An 18,224-nucleotide genomic window follows, 5' to 3' on the forward strand; every position below is an offset into this window, starting at 1 on the left:
TGTCGTTATTTTTAATACCCTTTTTACTGTGGGTCATGCTACCATAGCTGAATAAAATCGATAACGATAATTACTATCATTATCATATCAGGGATGTCAGTTATGTCGTTTTCTACGACCGCGGTACGCTCTGTCGCCGTGCCCGGATTGTTGCTGTTACTCGCCTTAGCCGCCGCGCTTAGCCTGACCATCGGCGCCAAATCGTTGCCGATCGGCACGCTATTCACCGCCTTTAGCGGAACCTGTCAAAGCGCCGACTGCACCATCGTGCTGGACGCGCGCCTGCCGCGCACCCTGGCCGGTCTGCTGGCCGGCGTCGCCCTCGGCCTCGCCGGCGCGCTGATGCAAACGCTCACCCGTAACCCGCTGGCCGACCCCGGCCTGCTGGGGGTCAACTCCGGCGCCAGCTTCGCCATCGTCCTCGGCGCGGCGCTGTTCGGGATCACCTCCCCGCAGGAACAGCTGCTGCTGGCGTTTTGCGGCGCGCTCTGCGCCTCGCTGCTGGTGGCCTTCACCGGCAGCCAGGGCGGCGGCCAGCTGAGCCCGGTGCGCCTCACCCTCGCCGGGGTCGCCCTCGCGGCGGTGCTCGAGGGGCTGTCCAACGGCATCGCCCTGCTCAACCCGGACGTCTACGATCAGCTGCGCTTCTGGCAGGCCGGTTCGCTGGATATCCGCACCCTGCAAACCCTGAAAATTGTCCTGCTGCCGGTGGCGATGGCGGGGATCGCCGCCCTGCTGCTGAGCCGGGCGCTTAACAGCCTGAGCCTCGGCAACGATACCGCCACCGCCCTCGGCAGCCGCGTCGCCCGCACCCAGCTGATCGGCCTGATTGTGATTACCGTCCTGTGCGGCAGCGCTACCGCCGTGGTCGGCCCGATCGCCTTTATCGGCCTGATGATGCCGCATATGGCCCGCTGGCTGGTGGGGGCCGATCATCGCTGGTCGCTGCCGGTCACCCTGCTGGCCACCCCGGCCCTGCTGCTGTTTGCCGACGTGATTGGCCGCCTGCTGGTGCCCGGCGAACTGCGGGTATCGGTGGTGAGCGCCTTTCTCGGCGCGCCGGTGCTGATCTGGCTGGTGCGGCGCCAGCCGCGCGGAGGTGGCCTGTGATTGCCCCGTCCCGCCGCCTGATAGCCAGCTGTCTGCTGCTGTTGGCCGCCAGCCTGTTGATTTCCCTGCTCGGGCTGGCGCAAGGCCCGGTGCCGCTAACGATTGACCAGGTATTCTCCGCCCTGTTCGGCGACGCGCCGCGCAACGTCGCGATGGTGGTGAACGAATGGCGGCTGCCGCGGGTGTTAATGGCGCTGCTCATCGGCGCCGCGCTCGGCGTCAGCGGCGCCATTTTCCAGTCGCTGACCCGTAACCCGCTCGGCAGCCCGGACGTGATGGGCTTTAACACCGGCGCCTGGAGCGGCGTGCTGGTGGCGATGGTTCTCTTCGGCCAGAACCTGACGGCGATTGCCCTGGCGGCGATGGCCGGCGGGGTACTCACCTCGCTGGTGGTCTGGCTGCTGGCCTGGCGCAACGGGATCGAGACCTTTCGCCTGATTATTATCGGCATCGGCGTACGCGCCATGCTGGTGGCCTTCAACACCTGGCTGCTGCTGCGCGCCTCGCTGGAGACCGCCCTTTCTGCGGGCCTGTGGAACGCCGGATCGCTTAACGGCCTGAGCTGGGGTAAAACCTGGCCGTCGGCGCCGCTGATCCTGCTGATGCTGGTGGGCAGCGCCCTGCTGGTTCGTCGGATGCGGCTGCTGGAGATGGGCGACGATACCGCCTGCGCGCTGGGCGTGCAGGTTGAGCGTTCGCGCCTGCTGCTGATGCTGGTGGCGGTGGTGCTCACCGCCGCCTCGACGGCGCTGGCCGGGCCCATCTCATTTATCGCGCTGGTGGCGCCGCACATCGCCCGCCGCCTGAGCGGCACGGCCCGCTGGGGATTGACCCAGTCGGCCCTGTGCGGCGCGCTACTGCTGGCACTGGCCGATTACGGCGCCCAGCGGCTGTTTATGCCCTGGCAGCTGCCGGTGGGCGTACTAACCGTCAGCCTCGGCGGTATTTACCTTATTGCATTGTTGATTCAGGAGTCCCGCAAAAAATGAGTGCTGTCCCCTCCCGTTTGCGCGGCGAGCAGTTAACCCTGGCCTACGGGAACAAGACCATCGCCGAGTCGCTGAACGTGACCATCCCTGACGGCCACTTCACCGCCATTATCGGCCCCAACGGCTGCGGCAAGTCGACGCTGCTGCGCACCCTCAGCCGTCTGATGACGCCAGCCAGCGGCCATGTCTGGCTCGACGGCGCGCAGATCCAGCAGTACGCCAGTAAAGAGGTTGCCCGCCGCATCGGGCTGCTGGCGCAGAATGCCACCACTCCTGGCGATATCACGGTGCAGGAGCTGGTGGCCCGCGGGCGCTATCCGCACCAGCCGCTGTTTACCCGCTGGCGCAAAGAAGATGAAGAGGCGGTGAACAAGGCGATGCGGGCCACCGGGATCAGCGATCTGGCGCTGCAGAGCGTCGATACACTTTCCGGCGGCCAGCGGCAGCGGGCGTGGATTGCGATGGTGCTGGCCCAGGAGACGGCGATTATGCTGCTGGATGAGCCGACCACCTGGCTGGACATCAGCCATCAGATCGACCTGCTGGAGCTGTTGAGCGAGCTGAATCGCGAGAAGGGCTATACCCTGGCGGCGGTGCTGCACGATCTGAACCAGGCCTGCCGCTACGCCACCCACCTGATCGCCCTGCGCGACGGTAAGATCGTCGCCGAGGGGGCGCCGAAGGAGATCGTCACGGCGGATCTGATTGAACGGATTTACGGTCTGCGCTGCACGATCATTGAGGATCCGGTGGCGCATACGCCGCTGGTGGTGCCGCTGGGCCGCCGGTAATTTCCCCTTTCCCCGGCTTGCGCGACGCTGAGCCGGGCTACCTGCTGTAGCCCGAACTCAACCGTTATCCCAGAATCTCCCTGACCACCGGGCCGATGGCTTCAAAGGCCTGCGGGGAGATAATGTCGACGTGGGCGCAGTTCTGGCTGAACACCTCCAGCTCGCCCACCCACGGGCCCCATACGACCTGCGGATCCATCCCCGCCTGCCGCGTCTTCTCCGCCACGAACAGCGTCGCCTTGCCGTCAAACTTCGCGCTGTGCGCGGTGGTTAACAGCCGCACCGCGTCGGCATAGTTGCCTTCGATGGCGCTGAACAGCTCGCCGGAGGCTTGCCCCTGCTGGGCGGCGAGGAACGCTTCGCGCTCGCGGGCAATTTCCGCCAGCACCGCCGGATCCAGCCCGTTCGCCTCTTTCTCCGCCCAGTTTTGCGTCTCCGGCGGCCAGGTATCCAGCAGGCCGAGGAAGGCCACCGCTTCGCCGCGCTGGCGCAAGCGGGCGGCAATGCCCTGGGCTAAGGTGCCGCCGAGCGAATAACCGAACAGGTAATAAGGACCGTGCGGCTGCTGCGCCAACAGCGTTTGCAGATGATGCTCGCACACCTCGTCGAGGCTGGCGGCGCCGGCCATCGGCCCCTGCGGGCGCGGCGACTGAATACCGGTAATCGACCAGCGCGGGCAGAGATAGCGCGCGAGCACGCTGAACTGCCAGGCGAAGCCGGAGGCCGGATGGAAACAGAACAGCGTTGGGCCGTCGCTCTCGCGCAGCGGCAGAAGCGCATCCAGCCCCAGGCGCTGAGCCTGCTCATCGCTGAGATCGGCGGCCAGCAGCGCGCTCAGTTTGCCCACCGTCGAGGCCACCATCACCTGCCCCGGGGTCACCTGCCGCGCCAGCTGGCGGCTGAGCTGCGCCGCCAGGCGCATCGCCAGCAGCGAATGGCCGCCGAGGGCGAAGAAATCAGCGTCGATATCATTCACCTCGCAGCCCAGAAGCTGACTGAAGGCGGCGGCGACAACGGTTTCCATCCCGGGCTCCGGCGGCCGGCCGCTGCGCTCGCCGCCGAGGGTCGGCAGCGGCAGCGCTTTGCGGTCCAGTTTGCCATTGGCGCTGAGCGGCAGGTCGGGGAGCTGCATCAGCACCACCGGGACCATATGCGGCGGCAGCTGTTCCGCCAGCCGCGCTTTCAGCGCCGCGGTATCCAGCGGCAGGCCGGAGTCAGAGACCAGATAGCCCACCAGCTGCCGGGCATCGCCGCCGGTCGCCGCCGCCTGGTTGAAGACGCAGGCGTGACTCACCGCCTGCGCCACGTCCGGCAGGGCCGACATCACCCGGTCAATCTCGCCAAGCTCGATGCGCTGCCCGCGGATCTTCAGCTGATCGTCGCTGCGGCCAAGATACTCCACCGCGCCGTTCGCCAGCCAGCGCGCCACGTCGCCGGTGCGATACATCCGCTCGCCGGGGGCAAACGGGTCGGCGATAAAGCGGCTGGCGGTGAGGTCCGGACGCCCCAGATAGCCCTGCGCCAGCTGAATGCCGGTGAGATAGAGATCCCCGGCCACCCCCGGCGGCACCGGGCGCATCGCGGCATCGAGAATGCGCAGCCCGGTGTTCCATACCGGCCAGCCAATCGGTACGCTGCTGCCGGTCACCGCCGCCAGCTCAGGCCCGCAGGCCGGATACCAGCTGACGTCCACCGCCGCTTCCGTCGGGCCGTACAGGTTATGCAGCGGCGCGCCGGTCAAGCGCTCCCATTCGCGGCACAATTCCGTCGGCAGCGCTTCGCCGCTGCAGAATACCCGCCGCAGCGTGCGGCAGGCGGCCACGCTGTCGGCATCCAGCGAGGCGACAAACGCCGCCAGCATCGACGGCACAAAGTGGGTGGTGGTCACGCCGTAGTGGGCGAAGAACTGCTGCATCGCCTGCGGGTCGCGGTGCGCCTCCGGCTCGGCCATCACCAGCTGCGCGCCGGCGATAAACGGCCACCAGAACTCCCACACCGACACGTCGAAACTGCACGGCGTTTTCTGCGCCACCACGTCGTCGGCAGATAACGGATAACGATCCTGCATCCACAGCAGGCGGTTGACGATGGCGGTCTGGCCGACCATCACCCCTTTTGGCCGCCCGGTGGAGCCAGAGGTAAAGATGATATAGGCGGTATGCTCCGGTTTTGACAGCGCCAGCGGCGCGTCATCCGCAACGGCCAGCGGCTGCTGGTAGCAGAGGCTCTCCAGCCCGGGGATATCGCTGAAGCGGGCCAGCTGATCCTCCGTGGCGATCAGCAGCGACGGCCGGGCGTCTTCCAGCATCATCCGCAGGCGGTCGTCCGGGTAGCCAGTGTCCAGCGGCAGCCAGGCGGCTCCCGCTTCGACAATGCCGTGCAGCGCCAGGGTCAGGAACACCGAGCGCGGCAGGGCCACCGCCACGCTGTCGCCCGGCTTCACGCCGCGCTGACGCAGCAGCTGCGCGAGCGCCACCACCTGCTGACGCATCTCACGATAGCTGAACTGCCAGTTAGCATCCGCCAGCGCCGGAGCATCCGGGGTCTTCCGCGCCTGGTCGGCCACCAGCGCGCTGAGGGTGGTGGCAGGCAGCGGCATAGCGGTATCGTTGACCGCCGCCAGCCGGGCCTGCTCGTCGGCGGAGAGCATCTCCGCTTCGCCGCAGCGTAGCGTCGGATCGGCGGTAAACTGCGCCAGCAGCGCGGTCAGTCGCGCCATGTGGCGACGCAGCTCGGCTTCATCGTACCTGGCCTTGTTAGCCAGGATCTCCAGCGACAGCCCGCCGGTCTCATCCGGGAACAGCGCCAGCTCGAGATCGTTGACCGGGCCGGTGGCGAGGGTGTGGGTCACCGCCTCGACGCCGTCGATATCCACCTGGTAATCAAAAACTTTGACGTTCAGCACCGGGCCGAACAGCGGTTCGTCCCCGGCCGCTTTGCCGCTGTCGCGGACGATCTGCTCGGCGTCATAGCGCTGATGGCGGCGCATCTTTTTCAGCTGCGCGGCGAGGCGCATCGCCAGGTCCGCCAGCGTCTCGTGGGCGTCAATATGCACCGCCAGAGGCAGGACGTTGAGCACCGGCCCCGTCGAGGTCAGCGCCGCTGAGCCCATCCGGCGCATAAAGATAAAGCCCGCCGCGTAGTCCATCCGGTTGCACAGGCGGCCCAGCCACAGCGTGGTGAGCGCCAGCGCCAGGTCAGCGGGCTGACACTGCGGCGCATGGCCGGCCAGGCGGCGGAAGGCGTCGGCGTTCATCGCCAGCTTCATCCGCCAGATATCGCTCCCGGCGGCGCGCCCGCCCAGCGGAGCGGCAGAGAGCGAGGCGGGAGCCGGTAACGCCTGGCGCTGGGCCTGCCAGAAGGCTTTATCCCGCTGCCAGGCCTCGCTGCCGGCGTAGCGCTGGTACTCGTCCACCACTTCGGCAAAGGGGGTGAAAGGCGATTCCGGGGTGGCTTCTCCACGCTGCCAGGCGCGGTAAATGGCGGCGATCTGTCGGGTAATTGCCGGGAAACTGAAGCCATCCACCAGCAAGTGGTGATAGCGCTGATACCAGTACCAGTGGTCGTCGCCGACGCGCAGCAGCTGATGGCACACCAGCGGGTTGCCGCCGTCGACGCGCAGATCCTGCGCCAGATCCGCCTGCATCCGCTCCGTGGCGGCGCGGTGCGGATCCGGCGCCGTACGCAGGTCAACGATCGGCGGTTCGCCAAAGGTGCGTTCCGCCGCCAGCCACTGCCAGACTTCCCCTTCCTCTTCTTCAAAGCGCAGGCTGAGGGTATCCGCCTGCTGCAGGCCGGCGACAATCGCCTTACCCAGCAGCGCCGGGTCGAGCGCGCCGCGCAGTTCAACATAGTGGGCCACGCTCCAGGCGCCAGGCAGAGTGGAGAGGCGCTCGGCCATCCAGATCCCCGGCTGCGCGGCAACCAGCGGTAAACGAGTGGTCATGGTCAGCTCCTTATGCCGCATGATGGGCGGGGGTCAGTGTCGGCCAGTTGGCCGCCAGCCAGGCGTTGCACGCCTCGACCGACTGCGGAGGGCACACCACCGTCCAGCCGGCAGGCAGCGCGCAATGCCCCGGCCACAGGCTGAACTGCCGCTGGTCATTGCGCAGAATGTAAAACTGCCCTTGCGGATTGTCGAAGGGGTTACTGAATTGCATATCAAACTCCTGTCGTAAAGCGCTGTGCTAAGGGGGCGACAGCAGAGGCTGCCAGAGCTGGATCAGCCCCGCCGTCAGCCCGCCGCGCCAGCAAAGCGCATCATGCCCGCCGTCAACCTGACGCCAGAAAATCGTCTGCTGCGTTGTGGTGAGTTGCGCCAGCAGCGCCCGGTTGGCGCGAAAAATAATCGGTTCACGCTGGCCCGCTTCCAGCCAGATGCGCAGCCCGGCCGCGGACGCCTCGCCCTGGCGGAGACGTTCGCCGATAAAGCCCGTCCCGCTGCCATCGCGATGCGGCCACCAGTAGGAGCCTGACTGGCTGAGCACGCAGCCAAAGCGCTGCGGCCAGTTGAGGGCGGCGAACATTGCCGCCAGGCCGCCGAAGCTTTGCCCGGCCACCACCGTCCGCTCCGGGCGGTCGCTGAACGGGACGTGACCGCGGACCAGCGGCAGGAGCTCCTCCTGCACCGCCAGCCAGAAATCGCGATGACAGGGCAGCTCAACCCCGCGGCGCTGGTTGTCGATCGCGTCGATCAGCAGGTAGACCGCCGGCGGCAGCCTCCCCTCGCGGGTCAGCGCGGCCAGCGGCGACCACACCGGCATGCTTTCGGCCCAGAACTGGCCGTCAAGCAGGATCGCCAGGGGCCGCGTTTGCGGGTCGACGGCCTCGCCGGGGGTGTAGATCCAGACCCGGCGATGGTTGCCCAGACGCGCGCTGCGCCACTCAAGGCAACGGGCGGGAGGATGCGCCTCATTAAGCAGATCCCAGCCGGGCTGCGCCGGCGCCTGCGGCATCTCCAGGGCGGAGACGCCATGGCCGCGTCCGCCCCGCCAGCTGTGCGGATTCAGCGGATCGGCTATCGCCCGCGGCAGCAGTTTGCGCCAGCCTTCGCGCAGCAGCGCGCGGTCCGGCTTATCGGCGCTGAACACCTCAGGGGAAAAATCATCGTCACGGTCGGAGGGAATAAAGCAGTAGCTGCCGCGCCAGGTCGGCGACAGCGTGGTTCGCCAGCACCAGGCGTCGGTCCCGGGCAGACGTTGCAGCGATTGCGGCCGCGCATTTTGATGGTGGTCGGTCACGCCGGTGATATAGAGCCATACCCGACGGCGCGGAGAACGCGTTTCATCCCCCGCCGGATCCCGCCACCAGAACGTCACCTCGATGGCGTCATCCACCACCCGGGACTGCGGTCCCTGCAGGGTTCGCCACCACTCCTCGCTTCCTGTCGTTAACATTCAGTCATTAACCCTATGTATCGCGTGACTTTTTTAATTAATTGTCATTCTTTATTGATAATATTATTGATAACTATTTGCATTTGCAATAGCGTATTAGCGCGCCGTGGGAAGCGCGTCTTTCACAACACATGTCGAAGAGAGCTTATTCAGCTAGCGACGGAGTGCCTTTGCCCTCTTCCGGCAACATTTATGCCGCCTCCCCTCCCGGTGGGAAGGGGCGTTTGGGGAACGTGGCGACAAAAAAGCAGGAATAACAATGAATAACAGGATCAAATCCCTGGCCTTGCTGGTCAATTTGGGAATTTACGGGGTTGCTTTTCCGTTAAACGCAGCGGAAACCGCCACCGACGATAAAAACAGCGCCGCGGAAGAGACCATGGTGGTCACCGCCGCCGAGCAGAACCTGCAGGCGCCGGGCGTCTCCACCATCACCGCCGATGAGATCCGCAAACGTCCGCCGGCGCGCGACGTCTCGGAGATCATTCGCACCATGCCGGGGGTCAACCTGACCGGCAACTCCACCAGCGGCCAGCGCGGGAATAACCGCCAGATTGATATCCGCGGCATGGGCCCGGAAAACACCCTGATCCTGATCGACGGCAAGCCGGTCACCAGCCGCAACTCCGTGCGTCTCGGCTGGCGCGGCGAGCGCGACACCCGCGGCGACACCAGCTGGGTGCCGCCGGAGATGATCGAACGCATCGAAGTGATTCGCGGCCCGGCCGCCGCCCGCTACGGCAACGGCGCCGCCGGCGGCGTGGTGAATATCATCACTAAAAAAACCGGCGATGAGTGGCACGGCTCCTGGAACACCTATATGAACGCCCCGGAGCACAAAGACGAAGGCTCCACCAAGCGCACCAACTTCAGCCTCAGCGGCCCGCTGGGCGGCGATTTCAGCTTCCGCCTGTTCGGTAACCTCGACAAAACCCAGGCCGACGCCTGGGACATCAACCAGGGCCATCAGTCCGAACGTACCGGGATCTATGCCGACACCCTGCCGGCCGGGCGCGAAGGGGTAAAAAATAAAAACATCGATGGTCTGGTGCGCTGGGAATTCGCGCCGATGCAGTCGCTGGAGTTTGAGGCCGGCTACAGCCGCCAGGGCAACCTCTACGCAGGCGACACCCAGAACACCAACTCCAACGACCTGGTAAAAGAGAACTACGGCAAAGAGACCAACCGTCTGTACCGCAACACCTACTCGGTCACCTGGAACGGCGCCTGGGACAACGGGGTGACCACCAGCAACTGGGCGCAGTACGAACGTACCCGCAACTCGCGCAAAGGCGAAGGCCTGGCCGGGGGGACCGAGGGGATCTTCAACAGCAACCAGTTCACGGATATCGATCTGGCGGATGTGATGCTGCACAGCGAAGTCAGCATCCCGTTCGACTATCTGGTTAATCAGAACCTGACGCTGGGCAGCGAGTGGAACCAGCAGCGCATGAAGGATAAGGCCTCCAACACCCAGGCGCTGTCGGGGGGAGAAATTCCGGGCTACGACAGCACCGGCCGCAGCCCCTACTCGAAGGCGGAGATCTTCTCCCTGTTCGCTGAGAACAACATGGAGCTGACCGACACCACCATGCTGACCCCGGCGCTGCGTTTCGATCATCACAGCATCGTCGGCAACAACTGGAGCCCGTCCCTCAATCTGTCTCAGGGCCTGTGGGACGACTTCACGCTGAAGATGGGTATCGCCCGTGCCTATAAAGCGCCGAGCCTGTATCAGACCAACCCGAACTACATTCTCTACAGCAAAGGCCAGGGCTGCTACGCCAGTAAAGACGGCTGCTATCTGCAGGGGAATGAAGATTTAAAAGCCGAGACCAGCATCAACAAAGAGATTGGCCTCGAGTTTAAACGCGACGGCTGGCTGGCGGGCGTGACCTGGTTCCGCAACGATTACCGCAACAAGATTGAAGCAGGCTATGCTCCGGTCTATCAAAACGGTAAAGGTACCGATCTCTACCAGTGGGAAAACGTGCCGAAAGCGGTGGTGGAAGGCCTGGAAGGTACGCTGAACGTCCCGGTGAGCGAGACCGTGAACTGGACCAACAACATCACCTACATGCTGCAGAGTAAGAATAAAGAGACCGGCGATCGGCTGTCGATTATCCCGGAATACACGCTGAACTCCACGCTGAGCTGGCAGGTACGCGATGACGTTTCGCTGCAGTCGACCTTTACCTGGTACGGCAAACAGGAGCCGAAGAAGTACAACTACAAGGGTCAACCGGTCACCGGCAGCGAGAAGAACGAGGTCAGCCCCTACAGCATCCTCGGCCTGAGCGCGACCTGGGACGTGACCAAATACGTTAGTCTGACCGGCGGCGTGGATAACGTCTTCGACAAGCGCCACTGGCGCGCGGGCAACGCCCAGACCACCGGGGGCGCCACCGGCACGATGTACGGCGCCGGCGCCGAGACCTACAACGAATCGGGCCGCACCTGGTATATGAGCGTCAACACCCACTTCTGATAGCGGGTTCTCCCTCCCCCGCCCTTGCAGGATAAAGGGCGGGGACAACCGCGGTATACTTGCCTTATGCGCATTCTTCACTCCACCCTGCCGCTGGCCGGCTATCGCTTGCAGCACATCGACTTCGACCCGGCGACTTTCCAGGCTGCCGATCTGTTGTGGTTGCCCTATCACGCCAGCCTGAGCGGCTGGAGCCGCAAGCGGCAGGCGGAGCACCTGGCCGGGCGCATCGCCGCGGTGTACGCCCTGCGCGAGGTGGGAGAAAAACAGCCTCCCGCGATTGGCGATCGGCGCCAGCCGCTGTGGCCCGCGCCCTGGTTCGGTAGTATCAGCCACTGCGGCCAGCGCGCGCTGGCGGTGGTCGCCGACCGGCCGGTGGGCGTCGACATCGAGCGCCGGTTTACTCCACAGCTGGCGGCGGAGCTGGAGAGCAGCATTATCAACGAGGCGGAAAAAAAGGTGCTATTGCACAGCGGCCTGCCCTTCCCGCTGGCGCTGACTCTGGCCTTTTCGGCAAAAGAGAGTGGGTTTAAGGCGACGCCGACGGCAGGCCAGCGCGCGCTGGGGTTCACCGATTTTCAGATCGTGGAAATAACGGCAAGCACCTTAGCGCTTCGGTTTGCGGGGCAACGCTATCCGCTGTACTGGACAGCGTCGGAGGAGCAGGTCGTCACGTTTTGCGCATTGCAGCAGTAAACGCCCGCGCTACACGCGACGGGCGTTCAGACCATCAGCCCCTGTTTTGCACCCGGGCGACGATGGCGGCGGCATCAAACCCGTGGTGTTGGCGCATCCAGCCGCGATCGGCGGCGGCGGCGTACTCCCCGTCCGGGATCCCCAACCGCTGCAGGGCAATGCCCACGCCCGCTTCCGCCAGCACCTCGGCCACCAGGCTGCCCAGCCCGCCGTTGACGTTATGCTCTTCGACGGCGATCACCGCTTTGCACGGCTTCAGCGCCGCCAGCAGCGCGGCGGTATCGCAGGGGCGGATCGACGGCACGCTGACCACTTTCGCCTGAACGCCGAGGTCGGCAAGCTGCTGCGCCGCCTCCACTACCTCATGCACTGTCGAACCGGTGGCCACCAGTGCGACGTCCTCGCCTTCGCGCAGAGTCAGCACGGCGCCGGGTACAAAGCAATACGACTCGTCAAGCAGCTCCGGCAGCGCCTTGCCATCGAGGCGAATATAGACCGGCCCCTGATAAGCAAGGGCATAGTCGATAATCTGCCGACATTCGCGCGGCGTGGAGGGGGCGAAGATCTGGATATTGCCGAAGCCGCGCATCACCGCCAGATCGTCAATCGCATGGTGGGTGCTGGCCAGCGGACCGTAGCTGGCCCCGGCGTTAAGGCCAAACAGCTTCACGTTGGTGTTGTTGTAACAGACATCCACTTTGATTTGCTCATTGGCCCGCGAAATAAGAAACGGCGCGGCGTTACAGGTCACCGCCACTTTGCCGCCCAGCGCCAGACCGGCGGCGGTGCCGACCATACTCTGCTCAGCGATGCCGACGTTCACCAGCCGGCCGGGAAATTGCTTAATAAAGGGGGCGATTTTGGCCGTCGACGTGGAGTCGGCCACCACCGGCACCAGATCGACACCGCTTTCCACGGCGGCGATAAAGGCCTCGACCATGACGTTAGCCAAGTGTTCTGCATTACTCATCTTTCAGTTCCTCCAGCGCCAGAGCGATCTCTTCACCTTTCGGCACCCGGTGGTGCCACTCCGGGCGCCCCTGGATAAAGGAGATCCCCGCGCCTTTCGTGGTGTTGGCAATAATGACGTTTGGTTTACCCTTCTGCTGCAGCCCCTCGATGGCCGCGACCACCGAGGCCATATCGTTACCCTGGCATTCGCTGACCTCCATGCCGAAGGCGCGCCATTTGTCGGCCAGCGGATCGGTATTCATGATTTCGCGCGTCGGCCCGGCCAGCTGGAGGTTGTTCTTATCATTAATAATGACCAGGTTATCCAGCCCGTAGTGCGCCGCCGCCAGGGCGGCTTCCCAGTTACTGCCTTCCGCCAGTTCGCCATCGCCGGTGATCAAAAAAATGCGGCGGGTGCTGTTGCTTTTCTTCGCGGCCAGCGCCAGCCCCACCGCAACAGGCAAACCGTGGCCCAGCGCGCCGGTGTTCAGCTCAATACCCGGCGTTTTCTGCCGCACCGGGTGGCCAGGGAGATGGGAATTGGCATGCTGGTAAGTCTCCAGCCACTCCACCGGGAAGAAGCCGGCTTCCGCCAGGACGCAGTAGTAGCAGCCCACTGCGTGGCCTTTCGACTGGATGTAGATATCGCGCTGCGGGTCGTCGAGCCGATCCGCCGCCACGTTGAGGACCCGGAAATAGAGCGCGGTTAACAGTTCGACCTGCGAAAGGTCGGCCCCGGTGTGGCCGCCGGCCGGACTATTGGCGTTTAGTTTGACGATATGGCGACGTACGGCGCGGGCTTTACGCTCCAGCGTCTGAATATCAAATCTGTAGGGATTCATTTCACACCTCTGAATTTATTTTCAGCATGGAATATTTATTCCAGCAAGGACTAAAAAAACCAGATATCCCTATGCCGGGTGGTAAGCCTTCTGCCACAGCGCCCTACTCAGGAACATTCTGCCTCCCGCTCCGGACTTAGCCCGGAGAAACACATTGACTTGAAATCGCCTTGAATATATATTCAATGATGATTCTTTATTCGATTATGGCCTGGCTGTTTTGTTTTTGTCCATAGTCGATTTTGAGGATTGGCAAAAGTTAGACGCCTGTCACACTTAAGTGTGATTTTTTTTCGCGTATGATAGAAGCCTCTATACCCTAAATAAAATGGCTGCCGCTAAGCGCCTGAACACAGGCGATAAATGATTTTCGAGGATTAATATGGCTAAGCAGGATGAACAACGGCTATTGGTTAAGATTGCCACGCTTTACTACCTGGAAGGACGAAAGCAGTCTGATATCGCCCAACTTCTCTCGCTCTCACAGTCATTTGTCTCCCGCGCCATCACCCGCTGCCAGAAAGAGGGCGTCGTCAAAATCAGCGTCGTACAGCCGTCAAACATTTTTCTGAAGCTCGAAAAAGGGCTTGAGGATCGCTACGGTCTTAAGCAGGCGGTGGTGGTGGATACCGAAGAAGAGGCCAGCGATCACACCATCAAGCGGGCGATTGGCTCCGCCGCCGCCCACTATCTGGAAACCCGTCTGCGGCCAAAAGATCTGATTGGCGTCTCCTCCTGGAGCTCAACCATTCGCGCGATGGTCGATGAAGTTCATGCGCAGAACCTGAAGGCCAGCGGCGTGATCCAGCTGCTCGGCGGCGTCGGGCCCAACGGTAACGTGCAGGCGACGATTCTTACCCAGACCCTCGCCCAGCGCCTGAACTGCGACGCCTGGCTGCTGCCGTCGCAGAGCATTGAGGGATCCATGGAGGAGCGCAACCGGCTGCTGGCCAGCAAGGACGTCGCGGACGTGGTGTCGCGCTTTGACGAGGTGGATATCGCCATCGTCGGCATCGGCATTCTCGAACCCTCCCAGCTGCTGAAAACCTCCGGGAACTACTATCACGAAGATATGCTGCAGGTGCTGGCGGCGCGCGGCGCGGTGGGCGATATCTGCCTGCACTACTACGACAAAAACGGCCATCCGGTGTTACGCGATGATGAAGATCCGGTGATCGGCATGGCGCTGGAAAAGGTCAAAAAATGCCCGAACGTCGTCGCGCTGGCCGGTGGCACTGACAAAGTCGCGGCCATCAAAGGCGCCCTTACTGGCGGCTACATTGACGTTTTAATCACCGATTATCCTACCGCCCGCATGCTGGTCAGCGACTAACCTGCCGCGCTGTTTTTCCTCTCTGCCGCCCTGACGTGCTTTTTTAACCTCAGGGCTGGCTCTGCTAATACATTTAAATTCAATAATTTAGTCAACCAACCCAGCCGCCTGCCGCCGCTTTTGCCGATCGGCGAAATGTGATTGCCAGCACAATTGATGATTTTTCCGGTAGCCCGTCACCGGGTTTGTGGCTTAAGGTATCAAATAAATAATCACTATCGAATATATATTCAGTGATTAAAAAGATGATAACGAAATGTCACATCATGGCCTGCGTAGACGCATGAGACGGTGGAAAAGATCCCGTCTCCGCTGTTCCAGGACACCGGGTGACCGAGGAGAGCACGATGCAGGCGACAGCAAAAGAGTTCATCATTGCCCTGGATGAAGGCACCACCAACGCCAAAGCGGTGGTGCTGGATAGCCGGGGTAAGGTTATCGTCAAATTCTCGCAGCCGCTGGCGATCCAAACGCCGCGCGACGGCTGGGTGGAGCAGTCGGGCGAGGCGCTGGTGGCCGCCTCGCTGGCGGTGATCGCCAGCGCGATAGCCCACGTCGGTGCGGAAAACGTCGCCGCGCTGGCCATCAGCAACCAGCGGGAAACCGCCATCGGCTGGTATCGCGACAGCGGCAAACCGATTAACGCGACCATCACCTGGCAATGCACCCGCAGCGCCGCGTTCTGCGACACGCTGCGTCACGATCGTCAGGAACAGCGGATTAAACAGGCCACTGGCCTGCCGATCGCCCCGCTGTTCTCGGCCTCCAAAATGCGCTGGCTGCTGGATGCGACTGCCGATGGCCACCTGCGCGCCGAACGTGGCGAGATTTGCCTCGGCACCATCGACAGCTGGCTGCTGTGGAATCTGACCGCCGGAGACGCCTTCTGCTGCGACTACTCCAATGCCGCCCGCACCCAGTTGTTGAATCTGCACCGCGGCGAGTGGGACAACGAGATGCTGGCGCTGTTCGGCATTCCGCGCGCGGCGTTACCAGAAATTAAACCGTCGAGCGGCCTCTTCGGCCATACCAAAGGGCTGGCCGCCATTCCGGACGGTATTCCCATTATGGCGATGATCGGCGACTCCCACGCGGCGCTGTTCGGCCACGCGCTCGGCGAAGCGGGCTGCGTGAAAGCCACTTACGGCACCGGTTCATCGGTGATGGCGCCAGTTAAATCGGCGCAGTGCGATATCGAGGCGCTGGCGACCACTGTCGCCTGGCACGATGGCGACCAGCTGGTGTGGGGTCTGGAAGGTAATATTCCCCACACCGGCGATGCCGTCGCCTGGATGGCGGACAGCACTGGCCTGAGCGAGCTCTCTGCCGCCGAGCTGGCCCATGAGCTGAACACCCTTCCCGCCTCCGTTGATTCGACCCTCGGGGTGTACTTCGTGCCGGCGCTGACCGGCCTCGGCGCCCCCTGGTGGGACGACAGCGCCCGCGGCGTGATCTGCGGCCTGAGTCGCGGGGTGAAACGCGCGCATCTGATCCGCGCGGCGCTGGAATCCATCACCTATCAGATTGCCGACGTGGTGGTGGCGATGCGGCAACATGAAGAGTTTACCCTGACGGCGCTGATGGTGGACGGCGGGCCGACCAACAATGACTGGCTGATGCAATACCAGGCCGATCTGCTCGGCTGCCCGGTGATGCGCAGCGACGTACCGGAGCTGTCCGCCATCGGCGCAGCGTTGCTGGCGCGCAAAGCGCTCCATCCGGGGTCGACCGCCGACCTGCAGGCCTTCTTAACCGAACACAGCACCTTTCAGCCCGACATGGCCCGCCACCAGCGCTTGCAAACTCGCTGGCAGGAGTGGCGCCATGCGGTCGACCGAACATTATGGAAACCGGACTCGCCAGCCTGACCGCCGGACTGCGCGACGACATGCATTCACTTATTACAGGAGAAACCCGGCCCATAACGATATCGCTATCCCTGAATGTATTCAGGGGAAATTTCAGACCGTAAAAGCCTGCCCGCTCAGGGGCTCATTTGTTCGAATATAAAAATACAGGAACAGAGTCATGAAATTACGTAAAACCCTTTTAACCGCTGCTACCCTGACCGCCTTATCCTTTGCCGCGCACGCCGCGGAGAAAGGCACCATTATGATCATGGTCAACTCGCTGGATAACCCGTATTACGCCTCGGAAGCCAAAGGCGCCAGTGAAAAAGCGCAAGCTCTCGGCTATAAAACCACCGTGCTGTCCCATGGCGAAGATGTCAAAAAGCAGAATGAGCTTATCGACACCGCCATTGGTAAAAAGGTGCAGGGCATTATTCTTGATAACGCCGACTCCACCGCCAGCGTCGCCGCCATTGAAAAGGCCAAAAAAGCCGGCATTCCGGTGGTCTTAATTAACCGTGAAATTCCGGTTGATGATGTGGCGCTGGAACAAATTACCCACAATAACTTCCAGGCCGGCTCCGAGGTCGCCAACGTCTTCGTCGAGAAGATGGCGGAGAAAGGCAAATACGCCGAGCTGACCTGCAACCTCGCCGATAATAACTGTGTCACCCGTTCTAAATCTTTCCATCAGGTCATTGACCAGTATCCGGATATGGTCAGCGTAGCCAAACAGGATGCCAAAGGCACCCTGATCGACGGCAAGCGCATCATGGACAGCATTCTGCAGGCTCACCCGGACGTGAAAGGCGTGATCTGCGGCAACGGGCCGGTGGCCCTCGGCGCGATTGCGGCGCTGAAGGCGGCCAACCGCAGCGATGTGATCGTCGTCGGCATCGACGGCAGCAACGATGAGCGCGACGCCGTGAAGGCCGGCACCCTGCAGGCGACCGTGATGCTGCAGGCGCAGGCCATCGCCGCTCAGGGCGTCACCGATCTGGATAATTACCTGCAAAAAGGCGAAAAGCCGGCTAAACAGCGCGTGATGTTCCGCGGCATCCTGATTACTCAGGATAACGCCGATAAAGTCCAGGATTTCAACATTAAGTCCTGAGTTCGGGTGGTTGCGCCCCTGCGGGGGCGCAGAGGAGAGCATTATGTTTAAGAAAACCTGTCTGACGCTGGCCGTGCTGGCGCTTGGGGGCTGTCGCATCGTCTCGCAGCAGGAGCTGGCAGACCTGAAATCGCCGCCCAACCCGCATATGGCAAATATGGATAAAACCTGGCAGCAGAGCATCGTACCGCAGGTGGTGACGAAAGCGCGCCCGGCGGCGGAATTGATGAGCGCGCTCAAGGCGGCAAAAGACATTGATAGCGCCTGCAAAACCCTCGGCTACCGCGCGCAGGACGAAAACCCCTGCATCTTCTACGTCAAGGTTTCAGGTACTGTCAGCAAACTCGATACCGCCTCGCGCAGCGGCAAGATGACCCTGTCCGACCCCAGCGTCGGCAAGGTGACGGTGCAGATTGGCCCCACCCTGCGCGGCACCCAGCTGCGCGACGGCTACAGCGGCGCCAGCTATCAGGACTTTAATGACCAGGTGCTGTTCGGCGAGTACAGCAAGAATATCAACAGCCAGGCAGTCAAAATGATTCAGACCGCCAACCTCAAAACCGGCGACAGCGTGGAGGTCTACGGCGTCTTCTCGGCCTGGGATATTCCGCCAACTCTCCCGGAAATTACCCCGGCGAAAATCGTTCACGCGGGGGGGCAATAA

Annotated in this window: 14 protein-coding genes; 9 read left to right on the top strand and 5 right to left on the bottom strand. The window is 62.9% G+C overall.

The window, feature by feature from the left end:
- Positions 1–102 precede the first annotated feature (102 nt).
- From fepD to fepC, 3 genes are read left to right on the top strand one after another with little or no spacing between them, the layout of a single operon-like run.
- Positions 103–1,110 carry a Fe(3+)-siderophore ABC transporter permease gene (fepD, locus tag ACOI7D_RS05640; RefSeq protein ID WP_060589601.1) on the top strand — a complete coding sequence of 336 codons (1,008 nt, stop codon included), beginning with the start codon at positions 103–105 and terminating at the stop codon, positions 1,108–1,110.
- Positions 1,107–2,099: an iron-enterobactin ABC transporter permease gene (gene fepG / locus ACOI7D_RS05645; RefSeq protein WP_162543089.1), complete on the top strand. Its 993-nt coding sequence runs from the start codon at positions 1,107–1,109 to the stop codon at positions 2,097–2,099. The genes fepD and fepG overlap by 4 nt, the downstream gene beginning before the upstream one ends.
- Complete coding sequence (gene fepC, locus ACOI7D_RS05650) at positions 2,096–2,890, top strand: iron-enterobactin ABC transporter ATP-binding protein (RefSeq protein WP_012542491.1); 795 nt, start codon at positions 2,096–2,098, stop codon at positions 2,888–2,890. The genes fepG and fepC overlap by 4 nt, the downstream gene beginning before the upstream one ends.
- Positions 2,891–2,954: 64 nt before the next feature.
- Here fepC and entF read toward each other — a convergent pair whose 3' ends face one another.
- The 3 genes from entF to fes are packed head-to-tail and all read right to left on the bottom strand — an operon-like array spanning position 2,955 to position 8,286.
- Entirely contained in the window at positions 2,955–6,836 is a 3,882-nt protein-coding gene (entF, locus tag ACOI7D_RS05655; RefSeq protein ID WP_109546558.1) for an enterobactin non-ribosomal peptide synthetase EntF, read from the bottom strand.
- Between the two features lie 10 nt (positions 6,837–6,846).
- Positions 6,847–7,050 carry an MbtH family protein gene (locus tag ACOI7D_RS05660; RefSeq protein ID WP_032455062.1) on the bottom strand — a complete coding sequence of 68 codons (204 nt, stop codon included), beginning with the start codon at positions 7,048–7,050 and terminating at the stop codon, positions 6,847–6,849.
- Between the two features lie 27 nt (positions 7,051–7,077).
- Complete coding sequence (gene fes / locus ACOI7D_RS05665) at positions 7,078–8,286, bottom strand: enterochelin esterase (protein WP_109546559.1); 1,209 nt, start codon at positions 8,284–8,286, stop codon at positions 7,078–7,080.
- 259 nt (positions 8,287–8,545) lie between these two features.
- On the opposite strand from fes, the gene fepA reads away from it, so the two are divergent.
- Together fepA and entD are read left to right on the top strand one after the other, a co-directional pair.
- Positions 8,546–10,774, top strand: a complete 2,229-nt coding sequence (gene fepA / locus ACOI7D_RS05670) for a siderophore enterobactin receptor FepA (RefSeq protein WP_109546560.1) — start codon at positions 8,546–8,548, stop codon at positions 10,772–10,774.
- A 66-nt stretch (positions 10,775–10,840) separates the two neighbouring features.
- Positions 10,841–11,470, top strand: coding sequence for an enterobactin synthase subunit EntD (entD, locus tag ACOI7D_RS05675; protein ID WP_049013965.1), 630 nt, complete (start codon positions 10,841–10,843; stop codon positions 11,468–11,470).
- Between the two features lie 34 nt (positions 11,471–11,504).
- Here the strand turns inward: entD and ACOI7D_RS05680 are convergent, their stop codons facing one another.
- On the bottom strand, positions 11,505–12,440 hold the full coding sequence (locus ACOI7D_RS05680) for a transketolase family protein (protein ID WP_109546561.1): 936 nt from the start codon (positions 12,438–12,440) through the stop codon (positions 11,505–11,507).
- Positions 12,433–13,263: a transketolase gene (locus tag ACOI7D_RS05685; RefSeq protein ID WP_109546562.1), complete on the bottom strand. Its 831-nt coding sequence runs from the start codon at positions 13,261–13,263 to the stop codon at positions 12,433–12,435. Before ACOI7D_RS05685 ends, ACOI7D_RS05680 begins: the two co-directional genes overlap by 8 nt.
- A 382-nt stretch (positions 13,264–13,645) precedes the next feature.
- Here ACOI7D_RS05685 and ACOI7D_RS05690 point away from each other — a divergent pair, with 382 nt between their 5' ends.
- The 4 genes from ACOI7D_RS05690 to ACOI7D_RS05705 all read left to right on the top strand — a co-directional run bounded on the left by ACOI7D_RS05690 (position 13,646) and on the right by ACOI7D_RS05705 (position 18,224).
- Complete coding sequence (locus ACOI7D_RS05690) at positions 13,646–14,596, top strand: sugar-binding transcriptional regulator (protein ID WP_002893602.1); 951 nt, start codon at positions 13,646–13,648, stop codon at positions 14,594–14,596.
- A gap of 347 nt (positions 14,597–14,943) precedes the next feature.
- Positions 14,944–16,464: an FGGY family carbohydrate kinase gene (locus ACOI7D_RS05695; RefSeq protein WP_109546563.1), complete on the top strand. Its 1,521-nt coding sequence runs from the start codon at positions 14,944–14,946 to the stop codon at positions 16,462–16,464.
- A gap of 160 nt (positions 16,465–16,624) precedes the next feature.
- Positions 16,625–17,560 (top strand): D-ribose ABC transporter substrate-binding protein, encoded by a 936-nt coding sequence (locus ACOI7D_RS05700; protein WP_023288769.1) that lies wholly within the window; start codon positions 16,625–16,627, stop codon positions 17,558–17,560.
- 43 nt (positions 17,561–17,603) lie between these two features.
- A complete protein-coding gene (locus tag ACOI7D_RS05705; RefSeq protein ID WP_032455053.1) occupies positions 17,604–18,224 on the top strand; it encodes a DUF2291 family protein in 621 nt (206 codons plus the stop codon).

The sequence above is a fragment of the Klebsiella sp. C360 genome (assembly GCF_048822415.1).
Classification (GTDB): Bacteria; Pseudomonadota; Gammaproteobacteria; order Enterobacterales; family Enterobacteriaceae; genus Klebsiella; species Klebsiella quasipneumoniae.

Coding starts and splice junctions, on each gene's coding strand:
- entF (WP_109546558.1), bottom strand. CDS start 6,836: ATGACCACTCGTTTACCGCTGGTTGCCGCGCAGCCGGGGATCTGGATG.
- fepA (WP_109546560.1), top strand. CDS start 8,546: ATGAATAACAGGATCAAATCCCTGGCCTTGCTGGTCAATTTGGGAATT.
- ACOI7D_RS05690 (WP_002893602.1), top strand. CDS start 13,646: ATGGCTAAGCAGGATGAACAACGGCTATTGGTTAAGATTGCCACGCTT.
- ACOI7D_RS05705 (WP_032455053.1), top strand. CDS start 17,604: ATGTTTAAGAAAACCTGTCTGACGCTGGCCGTGCTGGCGCTTGGGGGC.
- ACOI7D_RS05700 (WP_023288769.1), top strand. CDS start 16,625: ATGAAATTACGTAAAACCCTTTTAACCGCTGCTACCCTGACCGCCTTA.
- fepC (WP_012542491.1), top strand. CDS start 2,096: ATGAGTGCTGTCCCCTCCCGTTTGCGCGGCGAGCAGTTAACCCTGGCC.
- fes (WP_109546559.1), bottom strand. CDS start 8,286: ATGTTAACGACAGGAAGCGAGGAGTGGTGGCGAACCCTGCAGGGACCG.
- ACOI7D_RS05695 (WP_109546563.1), top strand. CDS start 14,944: ATGCAGGCGACAGCAAAAGAGTTCATCATTGCCCTGGATGAAGGCACC.
- ACOI7D_RS05660 (WP_032455062.1), bottom strand. CDS start 7,050: ATGCAATTCAGTAACCCCTTCGACAATCCGCAAGGGCAGTTTTACATT.
- ACOI7D_RS05685 (WP_109546562.1), bottom strand. CDS start 13,263: ATGAATCCCTACAGATTTGATATTCAGACGCTGGAGCGTAAAGCCCGC.
- ACOI7D_RS05680 (WP_109546561.1), bottom strand. CDS start 12,440: ATGAGTAATGCAGAACACTTGGCTAACGTCATGGTCGAGGCCTTTATC.
- fepD (WP_060589601.1), top strand. CDS start 103: ATGTCGTTTTCTACGACCGCGGTACGCTCTGTCGCCGTGCCCGGATTG.
- entD (WP_049013965.1), top strand. CDS start 10,841: ATGCGCATTCTTCACTCCACCCTGCCGCTGGCCGGCTATCGCTTGCAG.